Annotated in this window: 27 protein-coding genes and 1 pseudogene; 16 read left to right on the top strand and 12 right to left on the bottom strand. The window is 68.3% G+C overall.

All coding sequences use genetic code 11. From position 1 onward, the window contains the following. Positions 1 to 290 precede the first annotated feature (290 nt). Positions 291 to 911, top strand: coding sequence for a hypothetical protein (locus ACFV9H_RS15575; protein ID WP_385397976.1), 621 nt, complete (start codon positions 291 to 293; stop codon positions 909 to 911). Positions 912 to 1,478: 567 nt separating this feature from the next. Here the strand turns inward: ACFV9H_RS15575 and ACFV9H_RS15570 are convergent. The 5 genes from ACFV9H_RS15570 to ACFV9H_RS15550 all read right to left on the bottom strand — a co-directional run bounded on the left by ACFV9H_RS15570 (position 1,479) and on the right by ACFV9H_RS15550 (position 5,185). Further along, positions 1,479 to 2,456: a sigma-70 family RNA polymerase sigma factor gene (locus tag ACFV9H_RS15570; RefSeq protein ID WP_385397974.1), complete on the bottom strand. Its 978-nt coding sequence runs from the start codon at positions 2,454 to 2,456 to the stop codon at positions 1,479 to 1,481. A gap of 196 nt (positions 2,457 to 2,652) precedes the next feature. After that, positions 2,653 to 3,135: a hypothetical protein gene (locus tag ACFV9H_RS15565; RefSeq protein WP_385397972.1), complete on the bottom strand. Its 483-nt coding sequence runs from the start codon at positions 3,133 to 3,135 to the stop codon at positions 2,653 to 2,655. Positions 3,136 to 3,785: 650 nt separating this feature from the next. Next, on the bottom strand, positions 3,786 to 4,019 hold the full coding sequence (locus ACFV9H_RS15560; RefSeq protein ID WP_385397970.1) for a calcium-binding protein: 234 nt from the start codon (positions 4,017 to 4,019) through the stop codon (positions 3,786 to 3,788). A 350-nt stretch (positions 4,020 to 4,369) separates the two neighbouring features. Continuing rightward, positions 4,370 to 4,951, bottom strand: coding sequence for a hypothetical protein (locus tag ACFV9H_RS15555; RefSeq protein WP_385397968.1), 582 nt, complete (start codon positions 4,949 to 4,951; stop codon positions 4,370 to 4,372). 87 nt (positions 4,952 to 5,038) lie between these two features. Further along, on the bottom strand, positions 5,039 to 5,185 hold the full coding sequence (locus tag ACFV9H_RS15550; protein ID WP_385397966.1) for a hypothetical protein: 147 nt from the start codon (positions 5,183 to 5,185) through the stop codon (positions 5,039 to 5,041). A 448-nt stretch (positions 5,186 to 5,633) separates the two neighbouring features. Here ACFV9H_RS15550 and ACFV9H_RS15545 point away from each other — a divergent pair, with 448 nt between their 5' ends. Together ACFV9H_RS15545 and ACFV9H_RS15540 are read left to right on the top strand one after the other, a co-directional pair. Further along, complete coding sequence (locus tag ACFV9H_RS15545) at positions 5,634 to 7,226, top strand: hypothetical protein (RefSeq protein WP_385397964.1); 1,593 nt, start codon at positions 5,634 to 5,636, stop codon at positions 7,224 to 7,226. Between the two features lie 87 nt (positions 7,227 to 7,313). Beyond that, positions 7,314 to 7,943 carry a hypothetical protein gene (locus tag ACFV9H_RS15540; protein ID WP_385397962.1) on the top strand — a complete coding sequence of 210 codons (630 nt, stop codon included), beginning with the start codon at positions 7,314 to 7,316 and terminating at the stop codon, positions 7,941 to 7,943. 480 nt (positions 7,944 to 8,423) lie between these two features. Here ACFV9H_RS15540 and ACFV9H_RS15535 read toward each other — a convergent pair whose 3' ends face one another. Both ACFV9H_RS15535 and ACFV9H_RS15530 read right to left on the bottom strand, forming a co-directional pair. Beyond that, on the bottom strand, positions 8,424 to 8,573 hold the full coding sequence (locus tag ACFV9H_RS15535; RefSeq protein WP_385397960.1) for a hypothetical protein: 150 nt from the start codon (positions 8,571 to 8,573) through the stop codon (positions 8,424 to 8,426). A gap of 114 nt (positions 8,574 to 8,687) precedes the next feature. After that, positions 8,688 to 8,981: a hypothetical protein gene (locus ACFV9H_RS15530; RefSeq protein ID WP_385397958.1), complete on the bottom strand. Its 294-nt coding sequence runs from the start codon at positions 8,979 to 8,981 to the stop codon at positions 8,688 to 8,690. Between the two features lie 363 nt (positions 8,982 to 9,344). On the opposite strand from ACFV9H_RS15530, the gene ACFV9H_RS15525 reads away from it, so the two are divergent. Continuing rightward, positions 9,345 to 9,845, top strand: coding sequence for a hypothetical protein (locus tag ACFV9H_RS15525; protein ID WP_385397956.1), 501 nt, complete (start codon positions 9,345 to 9,347; stop codon positions 9,843 to 9,845). A gap of 370 nt (positions 9,846 to 10,215) precedes the next feature. Here the strand turns inward: ACFV9H_RS15525 and ACFV9H_RS15520 are convergent, their stop codons facing one another. After that, complete coding sequence (locus ACFV9H_RS15520; protein WP_385397954.1) at positions 10,216 to 11,658, bottom strand: FAD/NAD(P)-binding protein; 1,443 nt, start codon at positions 11,656 to 11,658, stop codon at positions 10,216 to 10,218. A gap of 191 nt (positions 11,659 to 11,849) precedes the next feature. On the opposite strand from ACFV9H_RS15520, the gene ACFV9H_RS15515 reads away from it, so the two are divergent. Both ACFV9H_RS15515 and ACFV9H_RS15510 read left to right on the top strand, forming a co-directional pair. Next, a complete protein-coding gene (locus tag ACFV9H_RS15515; protein WP_385397952.1) occupies positions 11,850 to 12,956 on the top strand; it encodes a LuxR C-terminal-related transcriptional regulator in 1,107 nt (368 codons plus the stop codon). Positions 12,957 to 13,377: 421 nt separating this feature from the next. Further along, the gene (locus ACFV9H_RS15510; RefSeq protein ID WP_385397950.1) at positions 13,378 to 13,668 is read left to right on the top strand and encodes a hypothetical protein; all 291 of its coding nucleotides are present in this window, start codon (positions 13,378 to 13,380) and stop codon (positions 13,666 to 13,668) included. A gap of 586 nt (positions 13,669 to 14,254) precedes the next feature. Here ACFV9H_RS15510 and ACFV9H_RS15505 read toward each other — a convergent pair. Then, a complete protein-coding gene (locus ACFV9H_RS15505) occupies positions 14,255 to 14,455 on the bottom strand; it encodes a hypothetical protein (protein ID WP_385397948.1) in 201 nt (66 codons plus the stop codon). 133 nt (positions 14,456 to 14,588) lie between these two features. Here ACFV9H_RS15505 and ACFV9H_RS15500 point away from each other — a divergent pair, with 133 nt between their 5' ends. After that, positions 14,589 to 15,158 (top strand): maleylpyruvate isomerase N-terminal domain-containing protein, encoded by a 570-nt coding sequence (locus ACFV9H_RS15500; protein WP_385397946.1) that lies wholly within the window; start codon positions 14,589 to 14,591, stop codon positions 15,156 to 15,158. Positions 15,159 to 15,215: 57 nt separating this feature from the next. Here ACFV9H_RS15500 and ACFV9H_RS15495 read toward each other — a convergent pair whose 3' ends face one another. Beyond that, complete coding sequence (locus ACFV9H_RS15495; RefSeq protein ID WP_385397944.1) at positions 15,216 to 15,422, bottom strand: hypothetical protein; 207 nt, start codon at positions 15,420 to 15,422, stop codon at positions 15,216 to 15,218. A 328-nt stretch (positions 15,423 to 15,750) separates the two neighbouring features. Here ACFV9H_RS15495 and ACFV9H_RS15490 point away from each other — a divergent pair, with 328 nt between their 5' ends. Then, positions 15,751 to 16,239 carry a hypothetical protein gene (locus ACFV9H_RS15490; RefSeq protein ID WP_385397942.1) on the top strand — a complete coding sequence of 163 codons (489 nt, stop codon included), beginning with the start codon at positions 15,751 to 15,753 and terminating at the stop codon, positions 16,237 to 16,239. 211 nt (positions 16,240 to 16,450) lie between these two features. Here ACFV9H_RS15490 and ACFV9H_RS15485 read toward each other — a convergent pair whose 3' ends face one another. Further along, positions 16,451 to 16,756 carry a hypothetical protein gene (locus ACFV9H_RS15485; RefSeq protein WP_385397940.1) on the bottom strand — a complete coding sequence of 102 codons (306 nt, stop codon included), beginning with the start codon at positions 16,754 to 16,756 and terminating at the stop codon, positions 16,451 to 16,453. 34 nt (positions 16,757 to 16,790) lie between these two features. On the opposite strand from ACFV9H_RS15485, the gene ACFV9H_RS15480 reads away from it, so the two are divergent. The 3 genes and pseudogenes from ACFV9H_RS15480 to ACFV9H_RS15470 form a co-directional block, all read left to right on the top strand. After that, on the top strand, positions 16,791 to 16,991 hold the full coding sequence (locus ACFV9H_RS15480) for a hypothetical protein (protein WP_385397938.1): 201 nt from the start codon (positions 16,791 to 16,793) through the stop codon (positions 16,989 to 16,991). 152 nt (positions 16,992 to 17,143) lie between these two features. Further along, entirely contained in the window at positions 17,144 to 18,142 is a 999-nt protein-coding gene (locus ACFV9H_RS15475; protein ID WP_385397936.1) for a PASTA domain-containing protein, read from the top strand. A gap of 75 nt (positions 18,143 to 18,217) precedes the next feature. Then, positions 18,218 to 18,761: pseudogene (locus ACFV9H_RS15470) on the top strand (helix-turn-helix domain-containing protein); the annotation flags it as partial. A gap of 76 nt (positions 18,762 to 18,837) precedes the next feature. Here ACFV9H_RS15470 and ACFV9H_RS15465 read toward each other — a convergent pair. Beyond that, on the bottom strand, positions 18,838 to 20,067 hold the full coding sequence (locus ACFV9H_RS15465) for an MFS transporter (protein ID WP_385397934.1): 1,230 nt from the start codon (positions 20,065 to 20,067) through the stop codon (positions 18,838 to 18,840). 615 nt (positions 20,068 to 20,682) lie between these two features. On the opposite strand from ACFV9H_RS15465, the gene ACFV9H_RS15460 reads away from it, so the two are divergent. The 5 genes from ACFV9H_RS15460 (at position 20,683) to ACFV9H_RS15440 (ending at position 25,593) form a co-directional block, all read left to right on the top strand. Continuing rightward, positions 20,683 to 20,850 (top strand): hypothetical protein, encoded by a 168-nt coding sequence (locus tag ACFV9H_RS15460; RefSeq protein ID WP_385397932.1) that lies wholly within the window; start codon positions 20,683 to 20,685, stop codon positions 20,848 to 20,850. Positions 20,851 to 21,315: 465 nt separating this feature from the next. Beyond that, positions 21,316 to 22,617 carry a beta-propeller fold lactonase family protein gene (locus ACFV9H_RS15455; protein ID WP_385397930.1) on the top strand — a complete coding sequence of 434 codons (1,302 nt, stop codon included), beginning with the start codon at positions 21,316 to 21,318 and terminating at the stop codon, positions 22,615 to 22,617. A gap of 349 nt (positions 22,618 to 22,966) precedes the next feature. After that, on the top strand, positions 22,967 to 23,404 hold the full coding sequence (locus tag ACFV9H_RS15450; RefSeq protein ID WP_385397928.1) for a phage tail protein: 438 nt from the start codon (positions 22,967 to 22,969) through the stop codon (positions 23,402 to 23,404). Between the two features lie 952 nt (positions 23,405 to 24,356). Then, positions 24,357 to 24,686, top strand: a complete 330-nt coding sequence (locus ACFV9H_RS15445; RefSeq protein WP_385397926.1) for a putative quinol monooxygenase — start codon at positions 24,357 to 24,359, stop codon at positions 24,684 to 24,686. Positions 24,687 to 24,816: 130 nt separating this feature from the next. Then, positions 24,817 to 25,593: a DUF1232 domain-containing protein gene (locus ACFV9H_RS15440; RefSeq protein ID WP_385397924.1), complete on the top strand. Its 777-nt coding sequence runs from the start codon at positions 24,817 to 24,819 to the stop codon at positions 25,591 to 25,593. The last annotated feature ends 204 nt before the right edge of the window (positions 25,594 to 25,797 follow it).

The raw sequence follows: 25,797 nt of genomic DNA, 5'->3' as shown, positions 1-25,797 counted from the left end.
TGTGTGTGGTGTCTCACCCGGCCGTTACCGCCTTTGTGGTCTCGGGTGTGTTTGTTCACGTAAACCTAAATCCCATGGGGGTCGCGGGGGGGGTTTTGGGCCGGGCTTCTGGTGTGGGGGGGGTGGGGGGGGGGTCGCGGAAGGGGCACAAGGACCGTTCCGCGACCGGAATCCCTTGGGCGCATCTGCAGCCGAGGCGTGGGCCGAGGAGACACCACGGCGACGTGCCTCGGCCAAATTGGGCGTGAGGGTGGCTTGTTGCAGAGTGGCTGAAGGTTGACCCTGACTGGATGGCGATGGTGGAGGCGGTTCTTGCACTGATCAGCGGGCTGGGCGGGGCCGGCCTTGGCGCGGCGGGTGCGCTGTGGAGTCAGCGGGCCAAGCGTCGTGATGATGCTGCTGCGGCGTCCATTGCGGCCGGTCGGGCTGAGAACGAGCTGTTGTTGGAAACCGTAGCGACGGCCCGTGCCGCGGTGCGGGCGTGGTGGACCAACGCCCAGCGGGCCCTTGCCGAGCTGGAGGCGGGGCGTGCGGTTGATGCCGAGCAGTACGACGCGGAGGCTCGGGCTGACATGAAGGAGTTCACCGAGGCGTTGTACCGGCTGGCGGGGCGAGTGCAGCTGAATGGATACGGCACGTACCGGCGCCCGTTCGCGGATCTGATGACGGAGTCTTCACGGCGCATCATTGAAGCGGCCCACCGCCATGCTCAGGCGCCTCTTTCGATCGCGGAGATCGAAGCACTGGCGGCCGGCGTCCGTGAGGTCCACAGCGAGATCGCTCTCCACTTGGTGAGGAACGCGGAGGCTGTGACGGGACAGGTGATCCCGCCAATCGGCTATGTCTATCCGGATTCGCCGGGGGCGCGCACGTTTCCTGCGCCTCCCCCATACCCTCCGCGAACGCAGTGACAGCGCCTGCTCAGGCGGGGATCTCCCCCAGGAGCATGCGCAGGGTGAGGCTGCGCTTTTCGCGAGCGTCGGCGGTGGCCTTCTCGTCGCCGAGGCGTGCGAGGAGCAGGGTGCGGAACACGTTGAGTCTCCACCACGGCACCACGTGGTCCGAGGTCTGTTCGTGGGAGCCGGCCGTGTCGAAGACCCGGCCTCCTTGTCTGTCGAGGGCGTGGGCTCGTCCAGTTGCTGCTGGATGACGACGAGTTCGCCCGCGACGCGGCGCTGGATGTCGGCTGAGCCCATCGACATGTAGTCGGTCCCGTACGCGGCGAGCTTGTATTCCCCCGCTTCCACAGTGGGGCCGCCGTTCAGGCGGGCGGCGAAGCCGCGTGCGAGGAGGTCGGAAGCGACCACGAGGGCCATGGCCGTGCGCCACGTAGGTCTGGAACTCGCGTGGCATCACAGGGTCCTCCAGGACGGCTACCGGCACATCCAGCACCCGGGACAAGGCAGCGAGACAGAACCCCCGTAGGGTGTTCACCGTCAGTCGGAGTGAGGGGGCCGGCGGCTGGGAGGCAATTCCAGTCAGGCACGAGTAACGGTTGGAGAGTCGTCGTCCAAGTGGTCCGGCAGGCCGAAGAGGGGGAAGAGGCGCTCGGCGTCGCGGAAGGCCGTGATGCCGGTGATCCGGTCGCCGGAGAACTCGATGACCTGCAGTGCCCAGGGAAGGTAGCCGGTGCCGTCCGGGTGGGGTCGGTACTGCCCGAAGGCGGGGGAGCCGTTCGCCGCGGTCGGGACCAGACGCGAGCCGCGGCAGCCGATTGCGGGGCCGTTGAGCCATGCCTGGATGTCGGGCATGCCGCGCATCCATTTCGCGTACGGGGGCAAACACAGCGTGGCGTCGACGTGGAGGAGCATGTTCAGCTCCTCCATGTCGTAGCGGGCGAAGGCCGTGGCGTATCGCTCGGCCAGCAGCCGGCGAACTCTGTCGTCGCACGGCCGGGCAGCCGGCGCACCCGTTGCCTGGCGACGGTCCGCCAGTGTGGCGCGGGCCCGCTGCAGGGCGCTGTTGGCCGAGGCGACGGTGGAGCCGTGCAGGTCGGCGACCTCACGAGCCGAGAAGCCCAGGACGTCCCGCAGGATCAGCGTGGCCCGCTGCCTGGGCGGCAGGTGCTGCAGCGTGGCGACGAACGCCAGCCGCACGGACTCGCCCGACGCCGCGGCAGCCTCCGGATCGCCGCCAGGGCAGGGCTCCACCCACAGGGCCGTAACCTCCGGAGGTGCCGGCGGCAAGCTGCCCTCGCTCGGGCCGGACAGATCCATCGGCAGCGCCCGCCGCTTGCCCGAGGCGACGGCGTCCAGGCAGACGTTGGTGGCGATGCGGTACACCCACGTCCTCAGCGCAGACCGCCCCTCGAAGCGGTCGATGCTCCGCCACGCCCGGACCAGCGTCTCCTGTACGGCGTCCTCGGCCTCGGTGTACGAGCCCAACATCCGGTAGCAGTAACCGGTCAGCTCTCCCCGGAACTCCTCGAGCCCCTCCACTGCCGCGATGTCCCCCATACCGCACTCCTTCAGACAGACAGTTCCAGGTCGCTGGCCTGATGCCTCACTGTAGGGCCGGGCTGGACCGCAGCCCTTCGGGCAGGTCGATTCGCTCCCCTGTGGCCGGTAGTCGAGCCGCTGCTGCCGAAGGTCCGGCGTCGAGTTCGGCATCCGGGGCGCAAGCGGCGTCCGGACCGGCTGGTGTCCCAGGGCACTACCAGTCGCCGAACTTTTCTTCGTCGTCTCTGGTCCATCCCTGCGGGCCGACTTGCCCGAGCCGGTCATGGAATCTGCGGGCTGCTCCGCGTTCGGCGGCAAGGTCTTCGGGGGTGGGCTGGTACCACTCGAGCCCGGTGCGGATGGTGAGCAGATCGACCATGTAGGCGCTGATGTCCACTCGGTCGTACTCGACCTGGTCGCTGCCGTCCGGGGCGTAGCGGAAGCCCTTCTCGGCGACTGCGCCGACGAGTTTGGCCACCGACTTGCCGCCGATGCCACCCACACCGGCCACGGAGAGTCTGAGGCCGAAGACGTCCGCGACCTGTGCGTACCACCGTTGGAACTCACCTTCGGCGAAAGTGCAGTTCAACGCTCGTCCGACGCTCGCGGCGACCTGCTCCAGAGCCTTGACCGGCTTCTCCGGCGTCTCGTCAGTATCCACGCGAACGCTGAAATATATCTTCTGTCGCTTCTTCATCTGAACAGTTTCCGTTACCAAGGCTGGTCCACGCGAAGGGCGATCACGGATTCCTCAATTCTCCGGACGTGCGGGAAGGCCCCGTCGCTGCGTGCTGATCGACTCCTCGCTTCTCGGCCGTGCCGTCAGGGGGCAGTGTGGCGGCGACCTGTGCCAGACGGGCGGTCGGCCAGGCGAAGCAGTTGGTGGCTGCCCCTGATGCTCAAGGAGCGTCGCGGCAAGCCGCTCGGGCGCCTCAACGCGGTGCGGTCGCGCAGCGGCGCGGTCGGGCGTGGGGGTCGGTGGCGCTACCGCCGGGCAGGTGGTTGTCCGCTGCGGCGGTCAGCTCGGCCCAGGACAGGCCGGGGCCCATGAAGTGCGCATCGTCACCAGCGTGTAGCGCCAGAACAGGATCGATCCGCACCTGAATGGTCGCGTTCTCGGACGCGAGTTGCCGAGACTGTCCACCGGCGGGTTCGTGATCACGGTGGTGAGTGTCGCCCGCTGTCGTGTGCCGACACTCACCCTCCCGCCCCTGCGTCTCTGGCGAACCGCGTCTGCAACTGCATGTTGGGGCAACTAGGCAAGCACTCCTGTGAATGACCCTGCTGGGACGTTCCCGTGCACCTGCGTGGCGTGGTGCGCCTTGCCCGGGGCGCGCCGTGTCGTGGTCATGGACAGCTGGTAACGGTTTCGCCGGGGTCGGCAGTGCAGGTGTCGTTTCCGGTACCACCGTTGAGCGCGTCGTTGCCGAGACCGCCGTTGAGCCTGTCGTTGCCGGGACCACCGTTGAGCGTGTCATTGCCGGGACCACCGAAGAGCCTGTCGTTGCCGGGGCCGCCGTCGAGCGTGTCGTTGCCAGACCCGCCGAAGACGGTGCTAGTGCTGTGACCGGAAAGGTTCACCGGGTCACGGCGCTCGGCACGGCACCTCGCCGCGTTGTCGGACCGCGCAAGTACGTCCAGTACGAGCCGCGGCCCTCCGCCTTGCGATGCACCGCACCGAACACCGCGCCCCGGCAAACCTTTCCGGCCACAGCACTAGGGAGGCAACCGGACAGCATGGCGCCTTTCGGCGGAGGCCCGAGCGCCCTTGACGGACCGGCCCGCACCGGAAGGACCCCGGAGTGCCGGGACGCCCCGGGATGACGCCTTCGAAGCATCCGACCGCCCCGAGGCTCAGGCTGTCGAGGCCCCGCCGATGAAGGCGGAAGACGTTGTGGGTTGTGCTGTGAGGGTCAGCGCATGCGGACGGTTCAGCGCATGCGGACGGTGACTTCGGGGAGCGGTATGTCGGACAGGTTGAGCTGGAGTCCGGTCATGGTCAGGTAGGTCTGCGAGTCGCTCAGGGTGTTGGGCTGTGCCTGGGCCGTCCCGCGCGTGCTCACCACCAAGTACCAGCCCCCGCGCTTGTAACTGCGCGAGGCGTTGGCGCTGTCGCGGTTCGGGTTCAGCACCCAGCCCTGGCGCTCCAGGTCCGCACAGATCGCCATCGTTTCGGACTGTGCGGCGGCCTTCTCCCGGACGGCCATCCAGCCCGTCCTGTTCAGGTTGGATCCGGCCGGGACCGTCGACTTGCCCTGCTCCGGGTCGAGGCCCGCCGCGCGGACCGCCGTCCGGATCACTTCGTCCACCTCGTCCCGCGTGAGGGGCGGCGACGTGGGTTCGGGCTCCGGCGCGGGCGCCGACGCGGATCCGGACGGCTTGGACGAGGGCGCGCCCAGGTGGACGCGTCCGTCGCCATCGATCTGTACCTGGTCCGGCAGGACCACGGCGGCCAGGCTCACGATCAAAGTCGCGGCCAGGCCGATCCACACCCTCTTCAAGAACGCGTTCAACGTGAGACTCCCCCGAATGATCATTCGAGGGGAGTCTCACACATCCCGTTCGGTGCCCGGCAGTCGAGCCCCCGGGGCGGAGCTCCGCTACTTCGCGTTTCGGCTGTCAGCTTCTTGGACGCGTCCGGGGTGATTGCCCTTGATGTTCTGGTCGTAGAAGGCCTGGCGGATCGTCTCGACCCACGGCATGTACGTGAGCTCCTTGACCGCCTGGCTGAAGGCGGGCGTACACATCCACCAGGACAACCTGGAGCGTCGCAAACCGCGCGGCAAGCTCCCGCGGTGCCATTCGGACTTCGGCAAGTCCGACCGCGACTTCGAAGGCGAGTGGGACGAATGTGGCCTGACCCCCGACCTGCCCTCGTTCAACGACGAGCTGAGGGTGGACCACGAGGATGCCAGGCGGGTGGGCGACCGGTGGGGCTACCCGCGGGGAGCTCAACCTCCTCGGTGGCTTGGGACCGTGGCGGGCGGGACGCAGTCGAGACCAGATCAGAGGCTTGCTACGGCCCCGGCACGCGGCCATCCGGCGCCCCAAACTCCTTGATGCGCAGGGACTGTGAAGGACCGTCACGTAGCTGTTTCACAAGCCCTGCACGGCTCCCTCGATTAAACCTTGATCATTACCGTTACGGTGATGATCTCTTTATCGGGAACATATTTCCTACCAGGAAGCATAAGCGTGAAGAAACGCACTACCCTCATATGCGCGGCAATTGGTGCGGCAGCTGCCCTTGCCGGGGTCTTCCCCCACCAGACCCCGACCACGGGACAGGACACAGTAACCCCCGTCGCACAGACCAGAACCCTGACACCGCAGTACGCCACAACGGCGAACGGCGAGATCACCATGACGGTCGACCTGACGCAGGAGCAGATCGGCAAGGCACGCGACCGCGTCAAGGCGAACAAGCCGCTCGAGAAGCCGAAGCAGACCAGCGAGCGCCCTGCCGATGCGAACCGGCAGAGCGGCAAGCCCATGACGCTCGCCGACGCCTACAAGCAGGCCGCGGACAGCGTCAAGGAAGCCAATGCCAAGCCCTACAAGGACTTCGGCAAGGCAGCGCAGACCGCGACCGCAGGCGATGGCAGCAAGTTGAGCATGAGCCTCGCCGCTTCCTACGACCTCAACGAGAGCACTGTCGGCTACCCGGTCGGAACCACCCCGCCGGCCACCCTGGAAGCCCTGTGCTTCGGCGGAACCGCAGAGTTCGACGCGGTCATCGACCGCTTCACCGCATGTGGGCGCACCAAGCTCATCGCCAAGTACTACGAGGTCGACTCCAAGACCGGTGCCCGCGAGTACATGGGCACGAACACCGGCATCGTGCAGCTGTACACCCAGCAGTACAACAACGACCGGTCCACCCGTATGTTCGCCAAGGTGCAGAAGGACTCCGTCACCTACGACTGGGGCTGGTGGGACAACATCTGGACCGCCCCCGGCGTTGATCTGACCGTCATCGGGAACTGCTTCGGCAATACCCTCAGCTGCTCGGCGACCGGCTCTCCCATCACGCTGACGTGGGAGAACTGGAACAGCATCGACACCTGGTTCAACTGGAACGCCAACAGCCAGGCGACGTACGGGGTCGGTCGGGACAAGCTCGGCGCCCACGGTACCCACGTCGAGTTCTACACCGACACCGGTGATTACAGCTCCGAGGCCCGCGCCTCGCTCTCCCGCCGTCTCGTGCGCTGCGACTCCGCCACCTACATCTACGCGGACTGGCAGCAGGGCTGCGTGTTCCTCGAGACCATCCCGCGGATGATGTACTCGCGCGCCGCAGACTCCCCCCACAGGGGGGTGGCCGACCACATCTACAAGGCGCAGAACCAGCCCGACTCGACGTACCCGACGAGCACCGCTTCAAAGAGCATCCCCGGTAAGTACGTAGCCGGCGACTTCTCCGCGCCCGGACTGCACCGTCTCCACGAAAACTTCCACCTGACGACGATGAACGCAAACACATCCCACAAGGACCAGGCGTGCACCGCGACCGGCGACTACTCCACTACCGGCCTGCCGCTTCCCCTGCGGCCTGAGGCAGGCATCGAGGACTGCGACGAGTACCCGTTCCGTTCCACGCTCGAGGGCGCTGCAAGCCAGGCCTGGGACTTCTCCGTGTACCCCGTCGACCTCAGCCAGAACCGGTCTGGCGGAAACACGCTGATGAACTACGTGCGTAACCACCGCATCCTCGCGTGGGATGACACCCTCCCGTCCCCGAACGACAGCAACGACCGGTACTACGTGCAGATCGTGGACTTCTGACCCACAGGACCCTCACACCCGGAACGTATGATGAGCGGCGCTCCTCGAACATCGAGGAGCGCCGCTCCCGTTCTCGCCGGAGGCCTCGTGGACCTGATGCAGACCCTCGACAGCTACTTCGGCGGCTGGTCCCTCACCTTCACCACGCTGCCCCCGCTCGAGGCGCTGCAGGCCATGGAAGCCGTCTCCATCCGCGCCATCGAGAACCCGCTCGAAGCGCTGCGCGAGGAAGAAGACGAGGGTCTTGCCGAAGACGGTGTTCTACTCGTCGCCGGCCGCGTGCACCCTGGCTGGAGCATCGTCGTCGAGACGAGCGGCTACACGGGACTCGTGGGAGCCGAACGGTCCGTTCTCCTCGAGCTGTGCAGCGCTGAGCATCCCGCGATGACCGTCTTCAAGAATCCCAACCGTCTCGAGCTGCTGTACGCGGACCTCGACGACGGGTGGGGCGGCATGGCGCTCGACAGCGGGATCCGATGGGGCGAGATGAGCCCGCCCGTCTCGGCTGCACTCACCGCGGCCGGGTTCCTCCCCGATGGCCAAGGCATCTCCACGGAGATCGCTGACCGTGCGTACAACGATCTTGCGCAGCGCGCCATCGCTGCAACGACGGGAGTATCCCTGGACGACGTCGAGACAGCGGGGGGCTGGGCCGCGGGGACCGTCCTGGCGGAGACTGCAGCGACGCAGGTCTCGCGGAGCAGATCGCTTCGTTGACCGCCGCGTAGCGACACCGGCTGTGCTCAGGCCTCGACGATCTCCCGCTCGGCGAGCCGGATCTCCTCCACACCTGATTCGTGGCGTCGCAGTCGGCGGCGAACGCGGAGTGCCGCTACGACCCTCCGTTCGCGAGGGCGAGGGCGAGGCCGGCCACAACTCGCAGGTCGCGGCCAGACAAACCCCATCAACGTCCTGCCTGACTGGGAAGAGTCACTTCGTCAGGAGATCAACATGGCTCGCCAGAAGGTGGGCAGACGTCCTCTTGGCGATGCTCCGCGACGGCACTGTCTACGAACCACGGCCCATCCGAGCATCTTTTCAGCAGACCTGGACCATGCTCAACAGGTGATCCGTCGGCCGGTAACTGATCTTCCAGTCGGCACAGACTGCTACTGCCCCATCCTGCTGACACCGCACACCCACCGTTACCCAACGGACCGATCCATCTTTCGGCCGAGGATGCAGCCGGCCCCAGGCCTACGCGGCCGCCATCCCGTACCGGTCGGTGTTGACGGTCACCGCGGTGACCTCGCACCAGGTCTCGGGCAGGCCGAAGACGACTCGCCCGCCGACGAGCCAACGTCCTCTGGGCAGTGATCCGTGATGGAGCGTTCCATGGAGGACCAACCCGATCAAGAACGTAGAGCCCTCTGAGATCTGCGCGCCGGCGGGTTGGGGCGGCGCCGGCCAAGCGGCTGCGGGCATTCGTGGAATCACGGCCCGCGGCGCCACCAGCGTCATTCAGTCGGATCCGAGGGGGGCCTGGAAGGTCTGCGCCTGGTTCCGGGCGGGGGGCATGACGGTACGGCGGGCCCGCCGTCGATAGTTCGCCTCGACGATCATCATGGCGACGGCGAGCCAGGACATCACGGCCCCGAAGACCGCCCACCGCGGAGAAGGGACCGCCAACCACCACAAGGACACGGTCACCGCGAGCACGGTGATGCCGATCCTGGCAGCTTTGGAGAGTCGGCGGGTCAACTCGGCGGTCGCCCAAGCGGCGGCGACAGGCGCCGCGATGATGAGAGCCGGCACTACGAGCAGTATCGGAATCCACAGAAGCATGTCATGCCCTCCCACGCCCGCCTGGGCAGCGTTGACTTCCAGGCGGGCACTCATGTCTTGCCGACGGCTGTGATGTCGGCCGCGAGGCTGAGTTCACGTTGATCCGCAACCTTCGGCGGTCATGCTGACACATCGCTTGAACGCGTTCAAGTTCTATCCTCGGTGGCGCCACGCGTGAGCGGCCCCGCCGTCCGAGAGTGCGCTACCCGCCCATCCCGGGTCGGGCGGCAGGCCCCGTTGCGCGGCGGGATGCGCGGCCCGCTATGTTGAACGCGTTCAATCCGCTGCGGTGTCGACCCACCCGGTCAGGACCGCGATGACAAGGGGGAAGCGATGTCGCGTCTTCCGTTTGCGACGACGGTTTTCGGCAGGCCCGGATGGGCCATGCCGCTGGCCTTGGCCTTGGTGGCAGGGTCCGGCCTGACCTCGTGCGCACTCTCCGAGGTCTATCTGGGCTGCGAGGGCAAACCGTTGACGAATGTGGCCGTGGCCGACGTGGTCGGGACCTACACCGGCCATCCGAGGGGTGAGCTGACCTTGTCGGAGAACGGGACTCTCTCGGTCGCCGACTGGATGGACGACCCCGACCACGACGCAGTCGGAAACATCACCACTTACCCCACGCTCCCGACAACCGGCAAGGGCACCTGGAAGCTGGAGAGGGACCCGTTCGACAAGGGCTGGATGGAGGTTGATGTGAAATTCGAACTGCAGGATGGGGGGAGCATGAGCATGTCGCTGCACATCACAGGTACCAAGCAGCAGCCCAAGCTGCACAACGTGTTGGGGGATCCTGACGAGTGCGACGAGATGCTCCTGACCAAGCACTCCTGAAGGAATGAGCTTGGCGCCACCGCGACTTCCTTGTCGGTCACGGAGCCGGCTGGGAGGGGCGTGTCCGCAGAGCGCGATGCGGTCACGCCTGTCCGGAGACTCTGATTTCCGCGCCCCAGCGTCTCCACCCGGGACTGTGGTGCGCAAGGCATGCGGACTGAGAAGCCGCTGTCTTTCCGGATGTGATTGCCGAGTTGCCGCTGGTCGGCAGCTCGACGATCGGCCGCGTTCTCGAACCGGTGCGCGAGGCAATCACACCCCTGTTCGGCCCGAACGGTCCATGATCGGTTGACGCGTGGCTCTTCCATCGCCGGTCGGTCCGTAATCGGCCCGGCCGGCGATGGAAGCCTTTCGGGGTGGGGTGGGCGAATCAGTCCCTGGCCGCGACGATCGTCTGCGCGGCCCCTGCCGCTTGGGCTGCTATGCCCGCGATGCTCGACGTAATGAACGGACCGCCCCCCGCGAGGTCACCCACCACGTGTAGGCGCGGGTCAGTCGGCATCAGCCCCCCGGCTGGGTGCAGCTCGGCCGAGCCATCGGCCAGCAGGGCCGTGACCAGGGGCCCGGCCGTGCCGGGGACCGCTCGCGGCGCAGGGTTCACGGCGTTGATGACGGTGTCAAAAGTGCGGTCGCCGTGGTCGCCGTGGTCGCCGTGGTCGCCGTGCACCCGGAACATCCCGTCCGCCGCCTCGATCTTGCGGAGGCCCGCGGTGACAGCGAGTTGCCCGGAGTCCAACAGCCGCATCATGGTGGCTGCGTTCACCGGGACCATCGGTGAGGCCACGCTCGTCGCCATGCGGAAGTGATGCCGCAGCCGTACGCGGTCGGGCTCGGGCAGCAGCCGCCACGCGTACGGGCCCACGCTGTGCACTGTCTCCTGGAGGACCCGGCGGCCGATCCTGGAGTCGTCGACAGCGGCCAGTTGCGCCCGCAAGCGCCGGACCGGCTCTTCGGACTCGGTCGCCAGCAGGTCGGCCACGAAGGCTTCGAAGTCCTCTCCCGCCTCAGCCAGTTCGGCGCCCAGCAGCCCGATGAGGTCATCAAGGGTGACGGCACCGTGCTGCCGATGCAGCGCCGCCACTCGCTCGACGGTCACGTGCTGCGGCCGGTGCTCGACCGGACGCTGCCAGACGTGGGGCAGCACACCGCTGCGGGACAGCAGCGTGATCGGCCCGGTGTGCCCGCGTGCGGCGAGCGACACGACGATGTCGACCGCGGTCAGGCCGCTGCCGATGACCGCGATGCTGCTGCCGGGCGGCACCCGGTCGAGTGTGCGTGCCAGCGGGTACGGATCGTCCACGAAACCGGAGGCGCCGCCGAGACCGTAGTGGTCTTGCGGCGTCCCCCCGCCCACGCACAGCGCCACGTGGTCGGCTTCGTACCCGCGTCCGTCCTCGGTGCGCAGCGACCAGTTGGCCCCGGACCGGGCTACCCCGGTGACGCGGACGGTGACGATGCGAACCCGCCAGCCGTCTTCGCGCAGGGTGGCCAGCGCCGTCTCGGCGGTGTGCGTCAGGTATTCGCCGTAGAGCGCGCGCGGAACCAGCGGCCGGCCCAGCCGTTCGTCGAGGTGGGCGGTTCCACGCGTGCCCAGCCAGGCCGCGTAGTGCCCGAAGTCCAGATGGCGGATCGACATGATGGCCGGTGGGGCGTTGACCAGCACCGTGTCCAGGTCCGGGCCGTACGGGCGGCCTCGCCAAAGATGCGGGGACGGCTCGAACACCGTGATGGCCCCAGGGCTGTCGGTGGTGGCCGCCAGCGTGTCCAGCAGGCCGACCGCGGCAGCACCCGCTCCGACGATTGCGATGTCCATGTTCTTCCCTTCACAATCCAGGCCGCCGCCGAAGAGCGCCCGCGGCCTCTTCGAGCCTCGCCGCCGCCCATGCCGAGCCCCATCCCCCACGAGCGGTGACCGGCCGGGAATGACCCCCTCAAACGGGGGGTTGGCGCAGAACAGGAGGGTGGGCAGGCTGGCCTGCATCCAGAAACCACGGGAGGATCTCCATGCCTGATGCGCGCCGCCACACCGAGGTGCTGTCAGGTCACGCCAAGGTGCTGTCGGATGCGGACCGGGCCACCGACACACTCGAACTCTTCAGCCGGACGTCCGCCAACCTGCGACGGGTCATGCCGTTCGACTCGGCCGTATGGGCGGCCACCGACCCGGAGACCGGTCTCATCACCGCGCCGATGCTGGTGGAGAACCTCGGCTCAGGCGAAGGCTGCGCCGAATACTGGGAAAGCGAACTCCTGGAGGAGAACGTCCTCCCGTTTCGGGACCTCGCCCGGGCCGCTGTCCCGGCGGCCGGTCTGCGCGCGGCCACCGGTGACCTGCCCGCGCGCAGCGCGCGCTTCCGCCGGCTGCTCGGGAGCCAGGGCGTGGACGACGAACTACGGGCCGTGCTGCGGGTCGGAGACCGGCCGTGGGCCGTGGTGAGCCTGTTCCGCATGCGCGGCGGCGCCCCGTTCGGCCCGGCCGAGACCACCCTGCTCGCCGGTCTGTCCGGCCCGTTGGCCTCTCGGGTACGCCGGTTCGCCCGCCCGTCCCCGTCCGGCGGTACCACCGACACACCCGCACCCGGACTGGTGCTCTTCGACCCCACCGGCGAGCCGACGTCGATCAACGAGGAGGCGCGAAAGCACCTCTCGCAGCTCCCTGAAGGCCCCTCCATCCCCTCGCAGTTGGGCCTGAGGCTGCCGATCTGGGTGGTCGCCACCGCGTTGCAGGCCCGCGCGATCGCCCGGGGCCGCGACCGGGCAGGCGGCGCGAGAGTGCGTATCCGAACCGTTGACGGCCGCTGGTTGACCTGCCACGCCTCCTGTCTCAGCGGTCCCGCCGGGCAACCCGGTCCCGTGGCACTCGTCATCGAACCGGCAGCCGCCGCCGACCGCGCGGTCCTCATCGCCGAGGCGTACGGCCTGACGCCGCGCGAGCTGGAGATCACCCAGCTCATCACGCGAGGGCTGCCCACCACCGAGATCGCCGCGACGCTGTTCATCTCCCCGCACACCGTGCGCGACCATCTCAAGGCCGTCTTCGGCAAGGCGGAGGTCTCCAGCCGAGGCGAACTCGTCGCGCGATTGTTCGCCGAGCATCACCGGCCCGTGTGAGTACCCCCACCCCTCAGGCATCGAAGCGGCCGCGGGAGGTATCGGTGTGACCGAGGTGCTGGGTGGGCATGTTGTCGGCCTTCACCCCGACAAAGCCGTGCCTGACCACAGAAATTGCGATCACGTTCGGTTGAGCCACGTCTTGGCGACATCGACGTGCTGCCCGAGACCCGCCCCGAGGTCGACTGGCCTGCGCTGCGGGCTGCGGGCATCGCGTTCACCGTCCGGGGTGAAGTGGGAGAGCGCAGCGGACCCGGACCGGGGCGGGAAGCGAAGCGGACCACCCAGCAGGAGAGCGAAGCGAGCCGGCCAAGGCCCGCGCAGCGGGACTCCCGCCGAGCGAAGCGAGGCGTTCCCCTGGGTGATGCGCGACGTGTGTACCAGTCTCTGATCCGTCCATGCCATGTGATGTACTCGGCCGATGGACATGACTTCCCGAGAGATCCGCATCCCCCTCCGCGAGGTCGTGTCGGTTCTGCAGGACCTGAATGAGTTCGTCGTTTCTCTCGACCGGCTCAGATCGCGCCAGGCATCGGGAACAGCCGACGACAGTACTGTCGGCAAGTTCATCGACGACTGGGACGTTCTTCGCAGGTTGGCCAACGCCCGGCACATCATCAGCGTTGCGCTCGACGTGGAGCTGAGCGGGGAGGAGAACCTGGAGATCGACTCCCTGTGTGAGCAGGGCCGGTTCTTCGGTGACCACAAGTAGGACCAACGGCAGCCACCCGGGCCAGTTCACCTTGTCGGCGTCCCCATGAAGGGACTCTGTCGCTGACCTTGGGATGGGTTGTGGTCAGGTTTTGAGGAGGATGCGGGTTCGGAGGAGGTCGAGTTGGGCTCGGCCGTATCTTCCGGCTCGCTTGATCAGCTTGACTCGTGTGACATGGCCTTCGACCTGTCTGCCTCCCGGTCGGGCAGCAGGTCGTTAGGGCGTCGTGTCTCGATGTCGACGAGAACCGCGCCGTAGTTGCGGCCCTTTGCGGGTCCGTACTCGCCGACGCCGACCACCCGCGGGGCGGGCCGCTCTCTCTGAGTCGGGAAGCGCCTCTACCAGCCGCAGGACTGTGCTCCGGCTGACCGACACCCCGAAGACGCAGGCCAGCCGTGAGCCGGCCCGGCCCGCCAAGGCGAGGCGGCGGTGTTACGGGTTGGTCGCCGGACCAGTCCCCACTCGAGTAGCGGTGCGTCGTGGAAGGGAACGTAGGCGACATCGGGGCGGACGTGGAAACGCATCGCGCGGCCGCCCTCCGGGTCGACACCCTTGGCGGCTCCTACGAGGGGGAGTGGAAGTCGTCTCATCCTTCCAGCATGGCGGCGGGATTGCGGGCCGGCTCCATGTGGACCTGGTCGGTCTGCAGCATTTCCAGACCGTTGCGGAGCTGCAGCTCGACGATCTCGACCTGGCAGTCGGGATACCGGCGGCGGAACGCGTCCTCCACCTTGTGCAGGAAGAGAGCCGCGTCGGATCCGAACAACGACCGGTGACGATCGATCATCGGGTCGACCGAAAGGCACCACTGTGCGCAGAAAAGGGCTTCCTGTGAGAGCCGCCACCATCCGCACGGCGACATGACCGGAAAACGTGTGGGGCCTGCCCCGTCACAGCACTAGCCTCTCGGGATGCGCCGCATGGACAACCGAGACGTCGACAACGCCGTGGCAGAGATGATGCGGGTGCTCAGCCTGCACGACACGGAGGACTGGGCAGTGCCGGCGGGTTCGCTGGAGTGGAGCTGTTGGACGACAGCCGTCCACGTCGCGCATGACCTGCTGGCCTACGCCGGGCAGGTGGCGACCCGCCCCACCGACAATTACCTGCCCTTCGACCTGACCGTCCGGACGAGCGCGTCGCCACGCGAGGTGCTCCAGGTGGTCACCGCCAGCGGCGGGTTGCTCAGCAGTGCACTGGCCCTGGCCGGTCCGGACACGCGGGCCTGGCACTGGGGGCCGACAGACCCGACGGGGTTCGCAGCGATGGGCGTCGCCGAGGTCCTCCTGCACACCCATGACATCACGCAGGGACTACGGGTGCAGTGGCTGCCTCCGGCGCCGATGTGCTCCGCGGTGATCCGCCGGCTCTTCCCCGACGCCCCGCCAGGTGACCCGGCCCAGGTCCTCCTGTGGTGCACAGGTCGGGGCGAGTTGGACGGCCAATCCCGGCGCACGTCGTGGACGTGGCAGGCCGCAGTGTCGGACTGATCGGGTCTTTTGGGCAAACGGAAGGAGGGGCAGCCCAACCACGGTGAACCTATTCGGTCACAGCACTGGTTGCTGCTGGATGACGACGAGTTCGCCGGCGACGCGCCGCTGGATGTCGGCCGCGCCCATGGACATGTAGTCCGTCCCGTACGCGGCGAGCTTGTCCTCCCACGCCTCTACGGACGGCCCGCCGGAGAGACGGGCGGCGAAGCCCTTGGCGAGCAGGTCGGAGGCGACTACGGGGGCTATGGCCGTACCGGCCACATCGGTCAGGACTCTCTTTGCAGCATCGGGTCCGGGTCCTCCAGGACGGCCAACGCCACGTCCGGCACCCGGGACAGCGCCGCGAGATAGAACCCGCGCGGGGCGCATTCGTCAACGTCCCGACTCGGGGCCTGACGGCAGGTAACCAGAACCTGCGGTTCACCATCAGCGGGGCCGACACCACCACCCACGTGGCACCGTTCAGGGTGCGCTGACACCGATCGGCCACACCGGCCCGGACTCGATCTCGGGTCCGGGCCTTCGACTGCACGGGCGTCGCGGCCGGGGCTTCGTCGACCGGCCGGGAAAGACGCTCCTCATCGGAGTCGTGACACCCATCGTCTTCTGGGGCATCGTCGTCGCCATCGGTTCCGGCAACGAGACCGACACCATCGAACCCACCGCCACCTACTGCAGCACCCCTACCCCTACCCCTACGCCGACCCCCACGCCAACGGCCGTGCCCAACCTGGTCGGCACGCAGATCGCCAACCTGCCCAACGGCCTGGAAAGCGGCCGTACCATCACCCGCCACAGCGCATCCGGCGGCGCCACCACCAAGCCATCGAAATCTACCTCGCCGACTCCGACAACATCTGCCCCCAGCGCCTCGGCGCCCCCCCGCCCCGAGCCGGACCCGCATCCGACGTCGAAGGAACCGACGTACGAGCCCTCCACCAGCGGCGGCACCAGCGGCGGCTCCGCCTCCGCCGCCAGCTCCGGCCGCAACGACAGCTACTGCGACGGGAACTACGACGGCAACTACGAGACCGACGGCGCCTATCACGACAAGTACGGGGGAAAGCGCCGGCGGTAGCATCTCCCGGCCATGAGGCCCCCGCCTCCGATAACTCTTGTGCCGGCGACGGCTGTTCAAGTGATGGACCTGTCTGGATTGATCGACATTCAAGGTCTACAGTTCGCGAGCTCCGCATTCTGAAAGATCAATTCCGTTCCCCGGAGGTCTCCTTCATGTCCACGCCGCCCAGCCCGGACCAGATACCGCCGCAGCCCGCGTACGGCTACCCTCAGCCCGAATGGCCTGCGCCCCCGGCGTGGCCGGCACCGGCCGGTCCCCCGCAGCCGCCCAAGAAGTGGCCCACATCGGCGAAGGTCGTCACGGGGGTCGCGGCGACCGCGCTGGTCATCGGTGGGACGGTGCTGGTGACCATGGCCGCGACCGGAGACTCCGCGAACACCGCGGCGGCCGCACCGTCGGCTTCGCCTTCGCCGTCCTGGAGCTTGAGCTCGCACACCCCGGCGCCCGCCGTCACCACCGCGTCCCCGAGGATGTACGCCACGTCCACCCCGACGCCCTCCGCGACGCCGGACATCGACCCGTCCCTGAAAGCCGACCTGGCCAAGATCATGGCACCCAGCATCGTCGAGAAGCAGTGGAACTCGATGCCCGCCGCCGACAAGAAGGCCTTCTGCGACGCCCACAACACCTACGGCCCCGACTTCGTGTTGGCCCTGTTCATGAACGGGATCAAGCCCGGCACCGAGGGCTACGAGTACAAGGACGTCCTCGGCGACGCCTTCAAGGCCACCCTCGCCAAGCACTGCTGACCCATCACCGCAAAGCCCCGCCCGCGCCCCCGGCAGCAGTTCGGGCCGGGCGGGGCTTCGTCGCGTCTCAACCCTGAGACGCACCCTTGGGTCTTTCAACAATCTGTGTAATCTCTGGGCGTCGGCGACACGTTTTGCTAGAAGGACATCCTGTGACCAACGTCTACGCGTACCCGCCGCCGCCCGCCGCCCGGCGGTGGTGGCACCATCCGGCCGTGATCATCACGCTGCTGGTCGTCTTCCCCCCGGGCGGTATCGCCCTCGCGTGGACAACTGGTTGGAGCAAGGGCAAGAAGATCGTCTCCACCGTCCTGGCCGGCCTGTGGTTCCTGCTGATCGTCGTTTCCGATCCGCCGAAGGAGCGCCCGGCCGAGGCCAAGCCCAAGACCCAGCCGACGGCACCGAAGATGGCCGTACCGGCACCGTCGGCCTCCCCGACCCCGAGCAGCAGCCCGAGTCCGACCGGGCCGCCGAGCTTCATCGGACAGAACCTCGTGGACGCGAGCGCCGCCGCCCTCAAGGCCGGGTACAACTCCATCTCTCACGACGCGTCCGAGGGCGACGCCGGGCAGTGGTCGGACAAGAACTGGAGGGTGTGCTTCCAGGCCCTCGCCGCCAAGCAGTCCGGCAAGCTCCCGACACTGGATTTCGGCGTCGTCCGCAATGAGGAACCATGTCCTGCCAAGGATGGCGATCCGATCCCCTGGCCGAAGATGCCGGGCGTCACGGGCATGACCTTCAAGAAGGCCACCGAGACGCTGACCCCCCTCGGCACCAAGAAAATCGAACCGACGAGCGCGTACACCGACGTGAAGTTGCCCGCCTCCGGCGTGGACGGCTGGACCGTCTGCTTCCAGGAGCCCGAGGCCGGACAGGAGGTGCACGCCGGCGCGACCGCCTACCTCTCCCTCACTGATCCTGGCACTTCATGCCCGAAAGAGAAGTTCACCGAGCTGCACCCGGACCCCGCGCCCGGGGACGATGACTCCAGCGGCTCTGAGAGCTCCGCCTCGGGCGGTGGCGGCCAAAGCGGCGTACGCTACGGCCAGTTCTGCTCACCCGTCGGCGCGCGAGCGACCACCAGCGACGGCAGGCCGGCGAAGTGCTTCATCGGCAAGGACGGCCGGGCCCGCTGGGGCTACGGAAGCTGACGCGCACGCGAGAGCCCCCGCTGCCGCAGCCAGGGTTCCAGTGGTCGTTGCAACACCCGAACTTCGGGGACGCAAATGGCCTTCGAGATCCGCAAGATCCGCTCGCCTCAGGGAGCCGGGAAGCTTGTCCGTGAGCGGGAGGAATACTTCCGGCTCATGGATCAAGGTGTGAGCAATCGGGAGGCGTGCCGGATCGTCGGCATCAACCGGCGTACTGGCAAGCGGTGGTGCAACGGCACTGCCGCAACGAGAAGCAGACCCGCTCAGCCCGCACACAGAGTGTGGGCCGAGCGGGTCGTTTCGTCGTCTCGGTACCTCACGCTTGAGGAGCGGATCCATTTCGCCGACCGGGTCCGGGAGAAGGCGCCGGTCCGCACGATCGCGGCCGAGCTGGAGCGGAGCCCGTCGACGGTCAGCCGCGAGATACGCCGGAACCGGCACCCAACGAACGGCCAGTACCGCACGCCGCCGAGGCCCGTGCCGAGTCCCGCCGGCCTCGCCCCAAGCCCGGCAAGATTGCTACGAACCCGCAGTTGCGCGACTTCGTGCAGGACCACCTCGACAGACGGCGGAGCCCGATCCGGAGATCCACGTGGTCCACGAGACGATCTACCAGGCCCCGCCGGGGACTGGGCCGTCTACACCGCCGACGTCAGCCGCCGCGACACATCGGTGAACCAGATGACCTGCCCACTTCATTTCTGACGCAGGCGACGGATCGGCTTCAAGACGAGACCCACGATCCCTGCGACGCAGACGCCTACCGCGCACACCGCCGCGGCGATCGTGGCCCCCTGGGCGTCGGCGAGTACGCCAAGCGCGTTGTTGCCCACCACCAGCGCCAGGCTCTGAACGAGCACCAGCAACGCCTGCATCCTGGCCAGGTGGGTGTCCGGGATATTGGTCAGCACCAGCGGACCGATGTGGCAGGCGAATATCCCGGAACCCGCACCGACGACGATTCCTCCGGCCACGGCCATGGCGGCTGTCTCGGCCACGGCCACCGCGGTGATTCCCGGCACCGACACGACCAGCCCCAGCGCCGCACCCCTACCGATCCGGCCCATGGTGCCCCGCCGCGAGACCACCAGCGCCACAGCGATCATCCCCAGGCTCTGACCACCGGCGACCAGACCGGCCACCCCCGCACCCCAGCCGTGCTCCCGCGCCAGGAGTGGGTTCAGCAGGGACACCACAGGCAGAAGGAAGCACGCGGCAGCGGCCGTGAGCAGCAAAGCGGGCCGCAGGACCGGATCCCTCACGGCGATCCGCACCCCGTCGACCGTCCCCGCCAGGAGACCCTCGCCGCGAGGGGACCGTTCGACGTCGAAGGAAGGCCGGACGCAGACGAGCACCACGACGACGATCGCAAAGGTGCCCGCATCGGCGACGGCCGCGCCGGTCAGCCCGACGGCCGCGACGAGTACGGCGCCCATCGGAGCCCCGAGCAACGAGGCGATCTGGCCGCCGGCCTGCTGCATGGCCAACGCCCGGGGGAGCTGCTCCTTCCCCACCAGGCGGCGCGGCATGGACCCGGCGGCCGGCAGATAGAACGCGTCGACCGTGCCGATGACCACGGCGACCATGAGGAGGAGCCAGGGCGATGCTCCCAGGCTGGGGCCCACCAGGGCCAGTACGAGCGTGGCCGTGAGCATCACGGCGTCCCCGGTGATCATTACTCGGCGAGCGCCGAATCGGTCACCGACGGCACCACCCAGCAACAGCAGCAAGGCGCGCGGAAGGGTAGTAGCGGTCAGGACCAGAGCGCCCATCCCGCCTCCGTGGGCACTGGCTGCCCAGCCGAGCGCGAAGTACAGGACAGCATCGCCGAGCAGCGAGGCACGGGTGCCGACGAGCCAGACGAGATACATGCGAGGAAGGGCCGGGCGCGCTAAGACAGGCCGGGCGGTGTCGAGGGATGCCATGGCCGCTGACGCTAAGGCCCTCAAGTAACTCGAGGGCAAGCGCCTCCGCGAGGTCAGGGCGCACGAGAACACGCACGCACCAAGCACAACTGACCCAGACCGCCCCATCCGAGTGAAGCGCATAGAAGGACCAAGATCAGAAGACGCGATATCACCGAGGCCGTCATCGGCACCCTCACCCGCCCGCAGCTCCGCGTTCTCGGCCGCCACGGCCTGAACGGCCGGCTGCGCGGTGGGCCGCTTCGGTCTGGTGGGCGACGTGTCAGCGGGGCCGGAATGCGCGAGGCGCGCATTCATGCGCGCCCCCTGCGCAATCCGGCGGGGAAGTTGAATCCCGCGGACGTGCACCCGGAGTTCGACCGTGCAGCGCGCCCCGGTTCCGGGTGGATGACCCGTGGTTGGAGTTGGTGGAGGACGCGGCGGGGGAGGACCGGTTGTCCTGGCTGGTCCACCGAGGCGGACGCCGACGCGCTGGCCGCCTTCGCCGCGGGGGAGTTCCGGGGGGGGGCGTGTGCCGACTGACGGCGCCGGGTACGGGGGCGTTGGCGGTGCTGGGGGAGGTGGGGTGATCACCGGTTCCGGTCGGGTTCGGGAGGTCTGCGGGGTGACGCTCGGGTGGCCGACCAGTCTGTGCCGCGCCGCGGAGGGGCGGGCGAGGTGATCCGTCACGGGCTCCCGTACGCCGGCCCGGGAGAGGCCTGCGAGCGGCGCAAGCGGCACGACTGCGGGGTCTGGGTCCCGGTGTTCTGGTGCGCCGAGCACGGGACGCGGCTGGGCCGGTGATGGAGTGGTACCCCGGCGGCGGTATCCGGTGTGGGGTGCTGCCCAGGGCCTCCGCCGCGCCGCGGAGGCCTGCGCCTGGCACCGCACCTCGCTGCGTTGTTCTCAGTCGTCGATGTCCTCCAGCTACCGCTGACGGTGCCCCCATCGCATGGACTCTCCCCCAGCCTTCGGCCGGGGGGACCCCAATCGTCCGCCTTGCGATGCACGGCACCAGACGCCGCGGGCTTGGCCCGCTCCGCCCGAGGCCTTCCGGCCGCCGCCACCGGATCCGGGAGGCCCTGCGCCGGGGGACCATTCGGCCGAGCTCGCCTGGCGAGGCGTCAGAGCACGCCGAAGGATGGGACCGCCGCGGGCCGATCCATGCACACGCCAAGGGCCAGGGCCCCCGATCCCGCGGCCCACCCTTCCTCACCGCTTCCTCCCTGGCCGGTGCTTGGCGTCTCACCGACCAGGTATGGAGGTCCAGTGCCGGACATCAGCGTCAAACCCACAGCGGCCAGGTGGTGGCTCAGGCTCGGTATCGCCTTGACGGGCCTGTCCGCCGTAGCCGTGATGGCGACCCCATCGGTCGCCGACGGGCCGAAGCCACCGCCGGACGGTGCGAGAGCGCAGTTCGCGTACGTCGGCAACCTCATCGGGGGCACCATCTCGGTGATCGACACCGCCACCAACACCGTCACCACCACCCTCAACACCGGAAGCACCGATGCCGTGGCGGCCACCCCGGACGGCGCCCGCCTCTACACCACCAGCCTCGTATCGGACCTCGTGCGGGTGATCGACACCGCCACCAACACCGTCCTCACCACCGTCCCCGTCGGAGACGCACCGGAAGGTGTGGCCATCACCCCCGACGGCGACCGCGCCTACGTCACCAACTCCCGCGACAACAACGTGTCGGTGATCGACACCGCCACCAACACCGTCACCACCACCATCGGTGTCGGCGGTCTCCCGATCGGTGTGGCGATCACCCCCGACGGCACCCGCGCCTACGTCGCCAACGTCGGCGGGGGCGTGTCGGTGATCGACATCGCCACCAACACCGTCACCACCACCATCCCCATCAGCGCCGCTGACGCACCGTTCGGTGTGGCGATCAAACCCGACGGCACCCGCGCCTACGTCGCCAACGTCGGCTCGGACAGCGTGTCCGTGGTCGACACCGCCACCAACACCGTCCTCACCACCGTCGGCGTCGGCGATCGGCCGCAGAACGTGGCATTCACTCCCAACGGCGCCCGCGCCTACGTCACCAACCAGAACTCGGACAATGTGTCGGTGATCGACACCACCACCAACACCGTCCTCACCACCATCGCCGCCGGCGACGGGCCGTTCGGCGTGGCGATCACCCCGAACGGCGCCCGCGCCTATGTCACCAATGAGAACTCGGACAATGTGTCGGTGGTCGACACCGCCACCAACACCGTCCTCACCACCGTCGGCGTCGGCAACGGTCCCAGGGGCGTGGCCATCGTCAGTCCCCCGTCCTCCGGCCCCAAGGGCAAGGTCGTTTCCAAGAAGCCTGTGAACGTGTACGAAGAGCCGACCAGGAAGTCCGAGGTGACCGGCAGCCTCAGCCCCAAGCAAGTCGTCACGATCGAGTGCAAGGCCAACGAGAAGGACGACGACCGCGCCCTGGGCGGTGGCGATGACGGCATCTGGTACCGGCTCGCGGAGGAGCCGCGCGGCTGGGTCGAGTCGAAGTACGTGAAGGTCCTCGACCACGTCCGGGTCCCCTCATGCCCGGACCAGACCGCCTGACCGCCTGCACTGTCCCGCCGCCCCCCCCCGTGCGGCGGGACCAGTCCGTTCGCCCCTCAGGCCACTCCTGACGCCGAGCCCCGCTCGCGGACGGCGAGTCACGGCGGGTCGCCGCGTACAGATCGACCCTGGACTTCGGCAGCACCCTGACCCCTCGTCGTGCAGAGCACAACCATGGTCCCGAAGGAAGCATCCAGGTGCTGTCAACACTCCAACACTCAGCGGCACCTCTCTCCCCTGGAAGAAGGCGCCCTCGGGGCTGAGCAACACGCGCTCTCGCAACGCAACTTGCCGACAGGGCCACGCGTAGCCGGCCAAGCGCACAGATACGGACAAGGAGACATGCTGCATGCTCGGAGACAAGTACGCCGGTAGCCGGTTCTCCGTCGAACTCGGGAAGCTCCAAGTGGAGACGCTGCAGAGCGTCAGCGGCCTGGCCACGGGTTTCGACGTGGTCGAGACCAAGCAGATCGGCAAGAACGGTCAGACGATCATCAGGAAGCAGGCCGAAGGCGAGCAGAACGGGGACATCAACATCGTCCGTGGGCTGGACAAGAGTCGGGCCTTCACCGAATGGGTGGAGAAGACCTTGGTCCAGCGGAAGCCTGACGAGGAGCAGCCGAACCTGACTGTTACCCAGCACGACCAGCAGGGGCGGACAGCGCACCGTGTCACGCTCATCGGCGCCTGTGCAACACGCTGGGACGGCGCGGGCCTGGATGCGTCGAGTGGCGAGCAGCCAAAGGAGACCGTCACGATCGCCTACTCGGACCTCATCGTCGAATAGGGCGGTGGCGGTACCGTGCGGCCCGGGCCCGTATGCCCGGCTCCGCGTGCCACGGTTCGGCCGTACCCGCCGGTGGATCCGCCCTCGGCCACGGAAAACTCCAGCCGCGAACAAGACGGGAACGAACCAACGCATCCTTGCGCGCGGGTGAGCCTGCGGGCGCGGTACGCGGCCGTGGGCGCGGCGCAGGTCACCCGACCGGTGCCGTACGGGCGTCGGCACACCGCCCGGCGCCCGGTGAGGGAAACGCGGCCTGCTGCGAGGGGAGGACCTCGTCGCGGACCGTGGGGCAGGTGGAGCAGTGCGGCTGCGCGTGGCGGGTGGGGGTGGTGGGATCGGCGGGTGAAGGATCCCTTTGGCTGTGACGCACCGGCTTTTCTGGCGTGTTCGGGAACGGCGGACCGGGCGGCGGCGCGCCGCGCTGTTGCCGCGCGCGCCGCCAACGCACAGGATCTGGCGTTGCTGCTGGACATACTCGGGCTGTTGCTGCCCGAGGCCGGCTCAGGGGCGGTACGCCCGCCGGGGTGGAAGGATGACCCGCATGGGTGATTAGGCCGCGAGCGAAGTGAGGTTTCGGTGGGCAGCCCGATGGGCCTTTCGGAGGGCTGGCGTGATGCCCTCCACCACCCGCGGGAAACACGGGAGTTTCCCCGACAGGTGTCATTGGGCCACAGCCCTTTGGACCGGCTGAACACTTCAAGCGTGTTGCTTCTCGGATTCCGTACGGGTCTCTTCCGGGCCGCCGGGGGATCTCCCTAGCTAGTGGTGTGACCGGTAACGATCGCTGGGTGGGGGCGCCGGGCCATGGTCGAGAGTGGCCGACTGCCCCAGCCCCTGACACGAGCGGCGTACGACGACAGGTGGTCGGTTGCCCGGGGCGGTCTACTGGGCAGGGCACCAAAACCCGGGCGATCCCGGAAGACGCGGCGTCGGGTGAGGCAAGGAGCAATGCATGATTCTCCAAGTTGTCAGAGCATCGATCAAGCCGGAACAGCGTGAGCACTGGCTCGAGGTGGTTCGCGGCAACGCGGCTCGGACACGTGCCGAGGAGGGTTGTGAGGGCTATCAGGTCGCCGAAGATGTCGAAGCGCCGAATACCTTCGTGATCATCGAACAGTGGGCCAACCTCGACGCCGTATACAGGCACTTCCGAAATGAATTCGAGGCGCTCATGGCCGCTTTGGGCGATGTCTTCGCAGCACCGCCTGAGGCCTGGATCCACGACCTGGCTTCGACGCTGACTCTCGATGAAGTCCTTGAGAGAGCTGGACTGGCCCGGTAGTCGAGCAAACCAGTGGGCAGCACGCGCCCGTCCGGGGTCAGACCTGCTTCGTGTCTGCCCAGCTCATGGGGTGCGGCGATGTGAGGGACGTGAGGTCAGGGCCGTCAACGCCGGGCGTCAATCGAGGGGCATGTCGAACCGGTACCTCGCCGGACACAGAGGGTGGACCAAGCTCAGAAGACGGGACACCAGCGAGGCCGTCATCGGCGCCGTCACCGGCACCCTGGCCCGCCCGCAGCTTCTTGTCCTCGCCCGCCACGACCAGAACGGTCGGCTGCGCGCGGTGGGCCGCACGGTCCCGCTGCGCCCGGATGCAGCCCGCCAGGTCGCCGAGCACCTGGCGGCCGGCGACTGTGGCCACCCGTGGACCGGGGTGCGGTTCTCGGCGTCGCGGGGTCGCGTGACGCCGCGGCCACCGGCTGAGGGAAGTGTGCGGGTGTGGTGGGACATTCTGATCAGGGTCGGCGCCGGCTTGCTGTTCGCGTGGCTGGCGCTGCTGGTCGCCCTGCTGCTCATCCGCCCCAAGGGCGCCCTGCTGGGCGAGGCGATCCGGCTGCTTCCCGACTTGCTGCGGCTGCTCAAGCGGCTTGCCGGCGACAAGACGATGCCGCGCGGGGTCCGGGTACGGCTCTGGCTGCTGATGGTCTACCTGGCCAGCCCGATCGACCTGATCCCCGATTTCCTACCCATCATCGGTTACGCGGACGACGCGATCGTCGTCGCCTTCGTCCTGCGCAGCGTCGTTGGGCGAGCCGGAATCGAAGCGGTTCGCGCACACTGGCCAGGCACGGAGGACGGCGTCGACGCCCTGCCCGCCTGGCCGGACTCACCCGCGCAGACCGCCCGCCGCAGTAGCGCCAACCTCGCCGCCAGTCATCCACCGGTGGCGGCCCGCGCCGTCCGATGAGCTGCGCGCCTGCGGGAGCCCCGCCCGTACGGCTCCCCCCGCGAGGCCATGGCCGTGACGTCGCAGCAGGAGATCGGGAGTCTCGCTGCCGTCGGCCTGACCGACCTGGCGGATCGCCGAAAAGCGGCCTCGGCGGCGATACGGGCCCTGGCCCGGCGGGCGTCGTGGTGGGGCGTGGGGTCCAGGCGTTCCCCCGTCTGCGCC

It is taken from the genome of Streptomyces sp. NPDC059874, from assembly GCF_042731135.1.
Taxonomy (GTDB): Bacteria; Actinomycetota; Actinomycetes; order Streptomycetales; family Streptomycetaceae; genus Streptomyces.
This window is presented reverse-complemented; position numbering and strand designations above follow the sequence as displayed.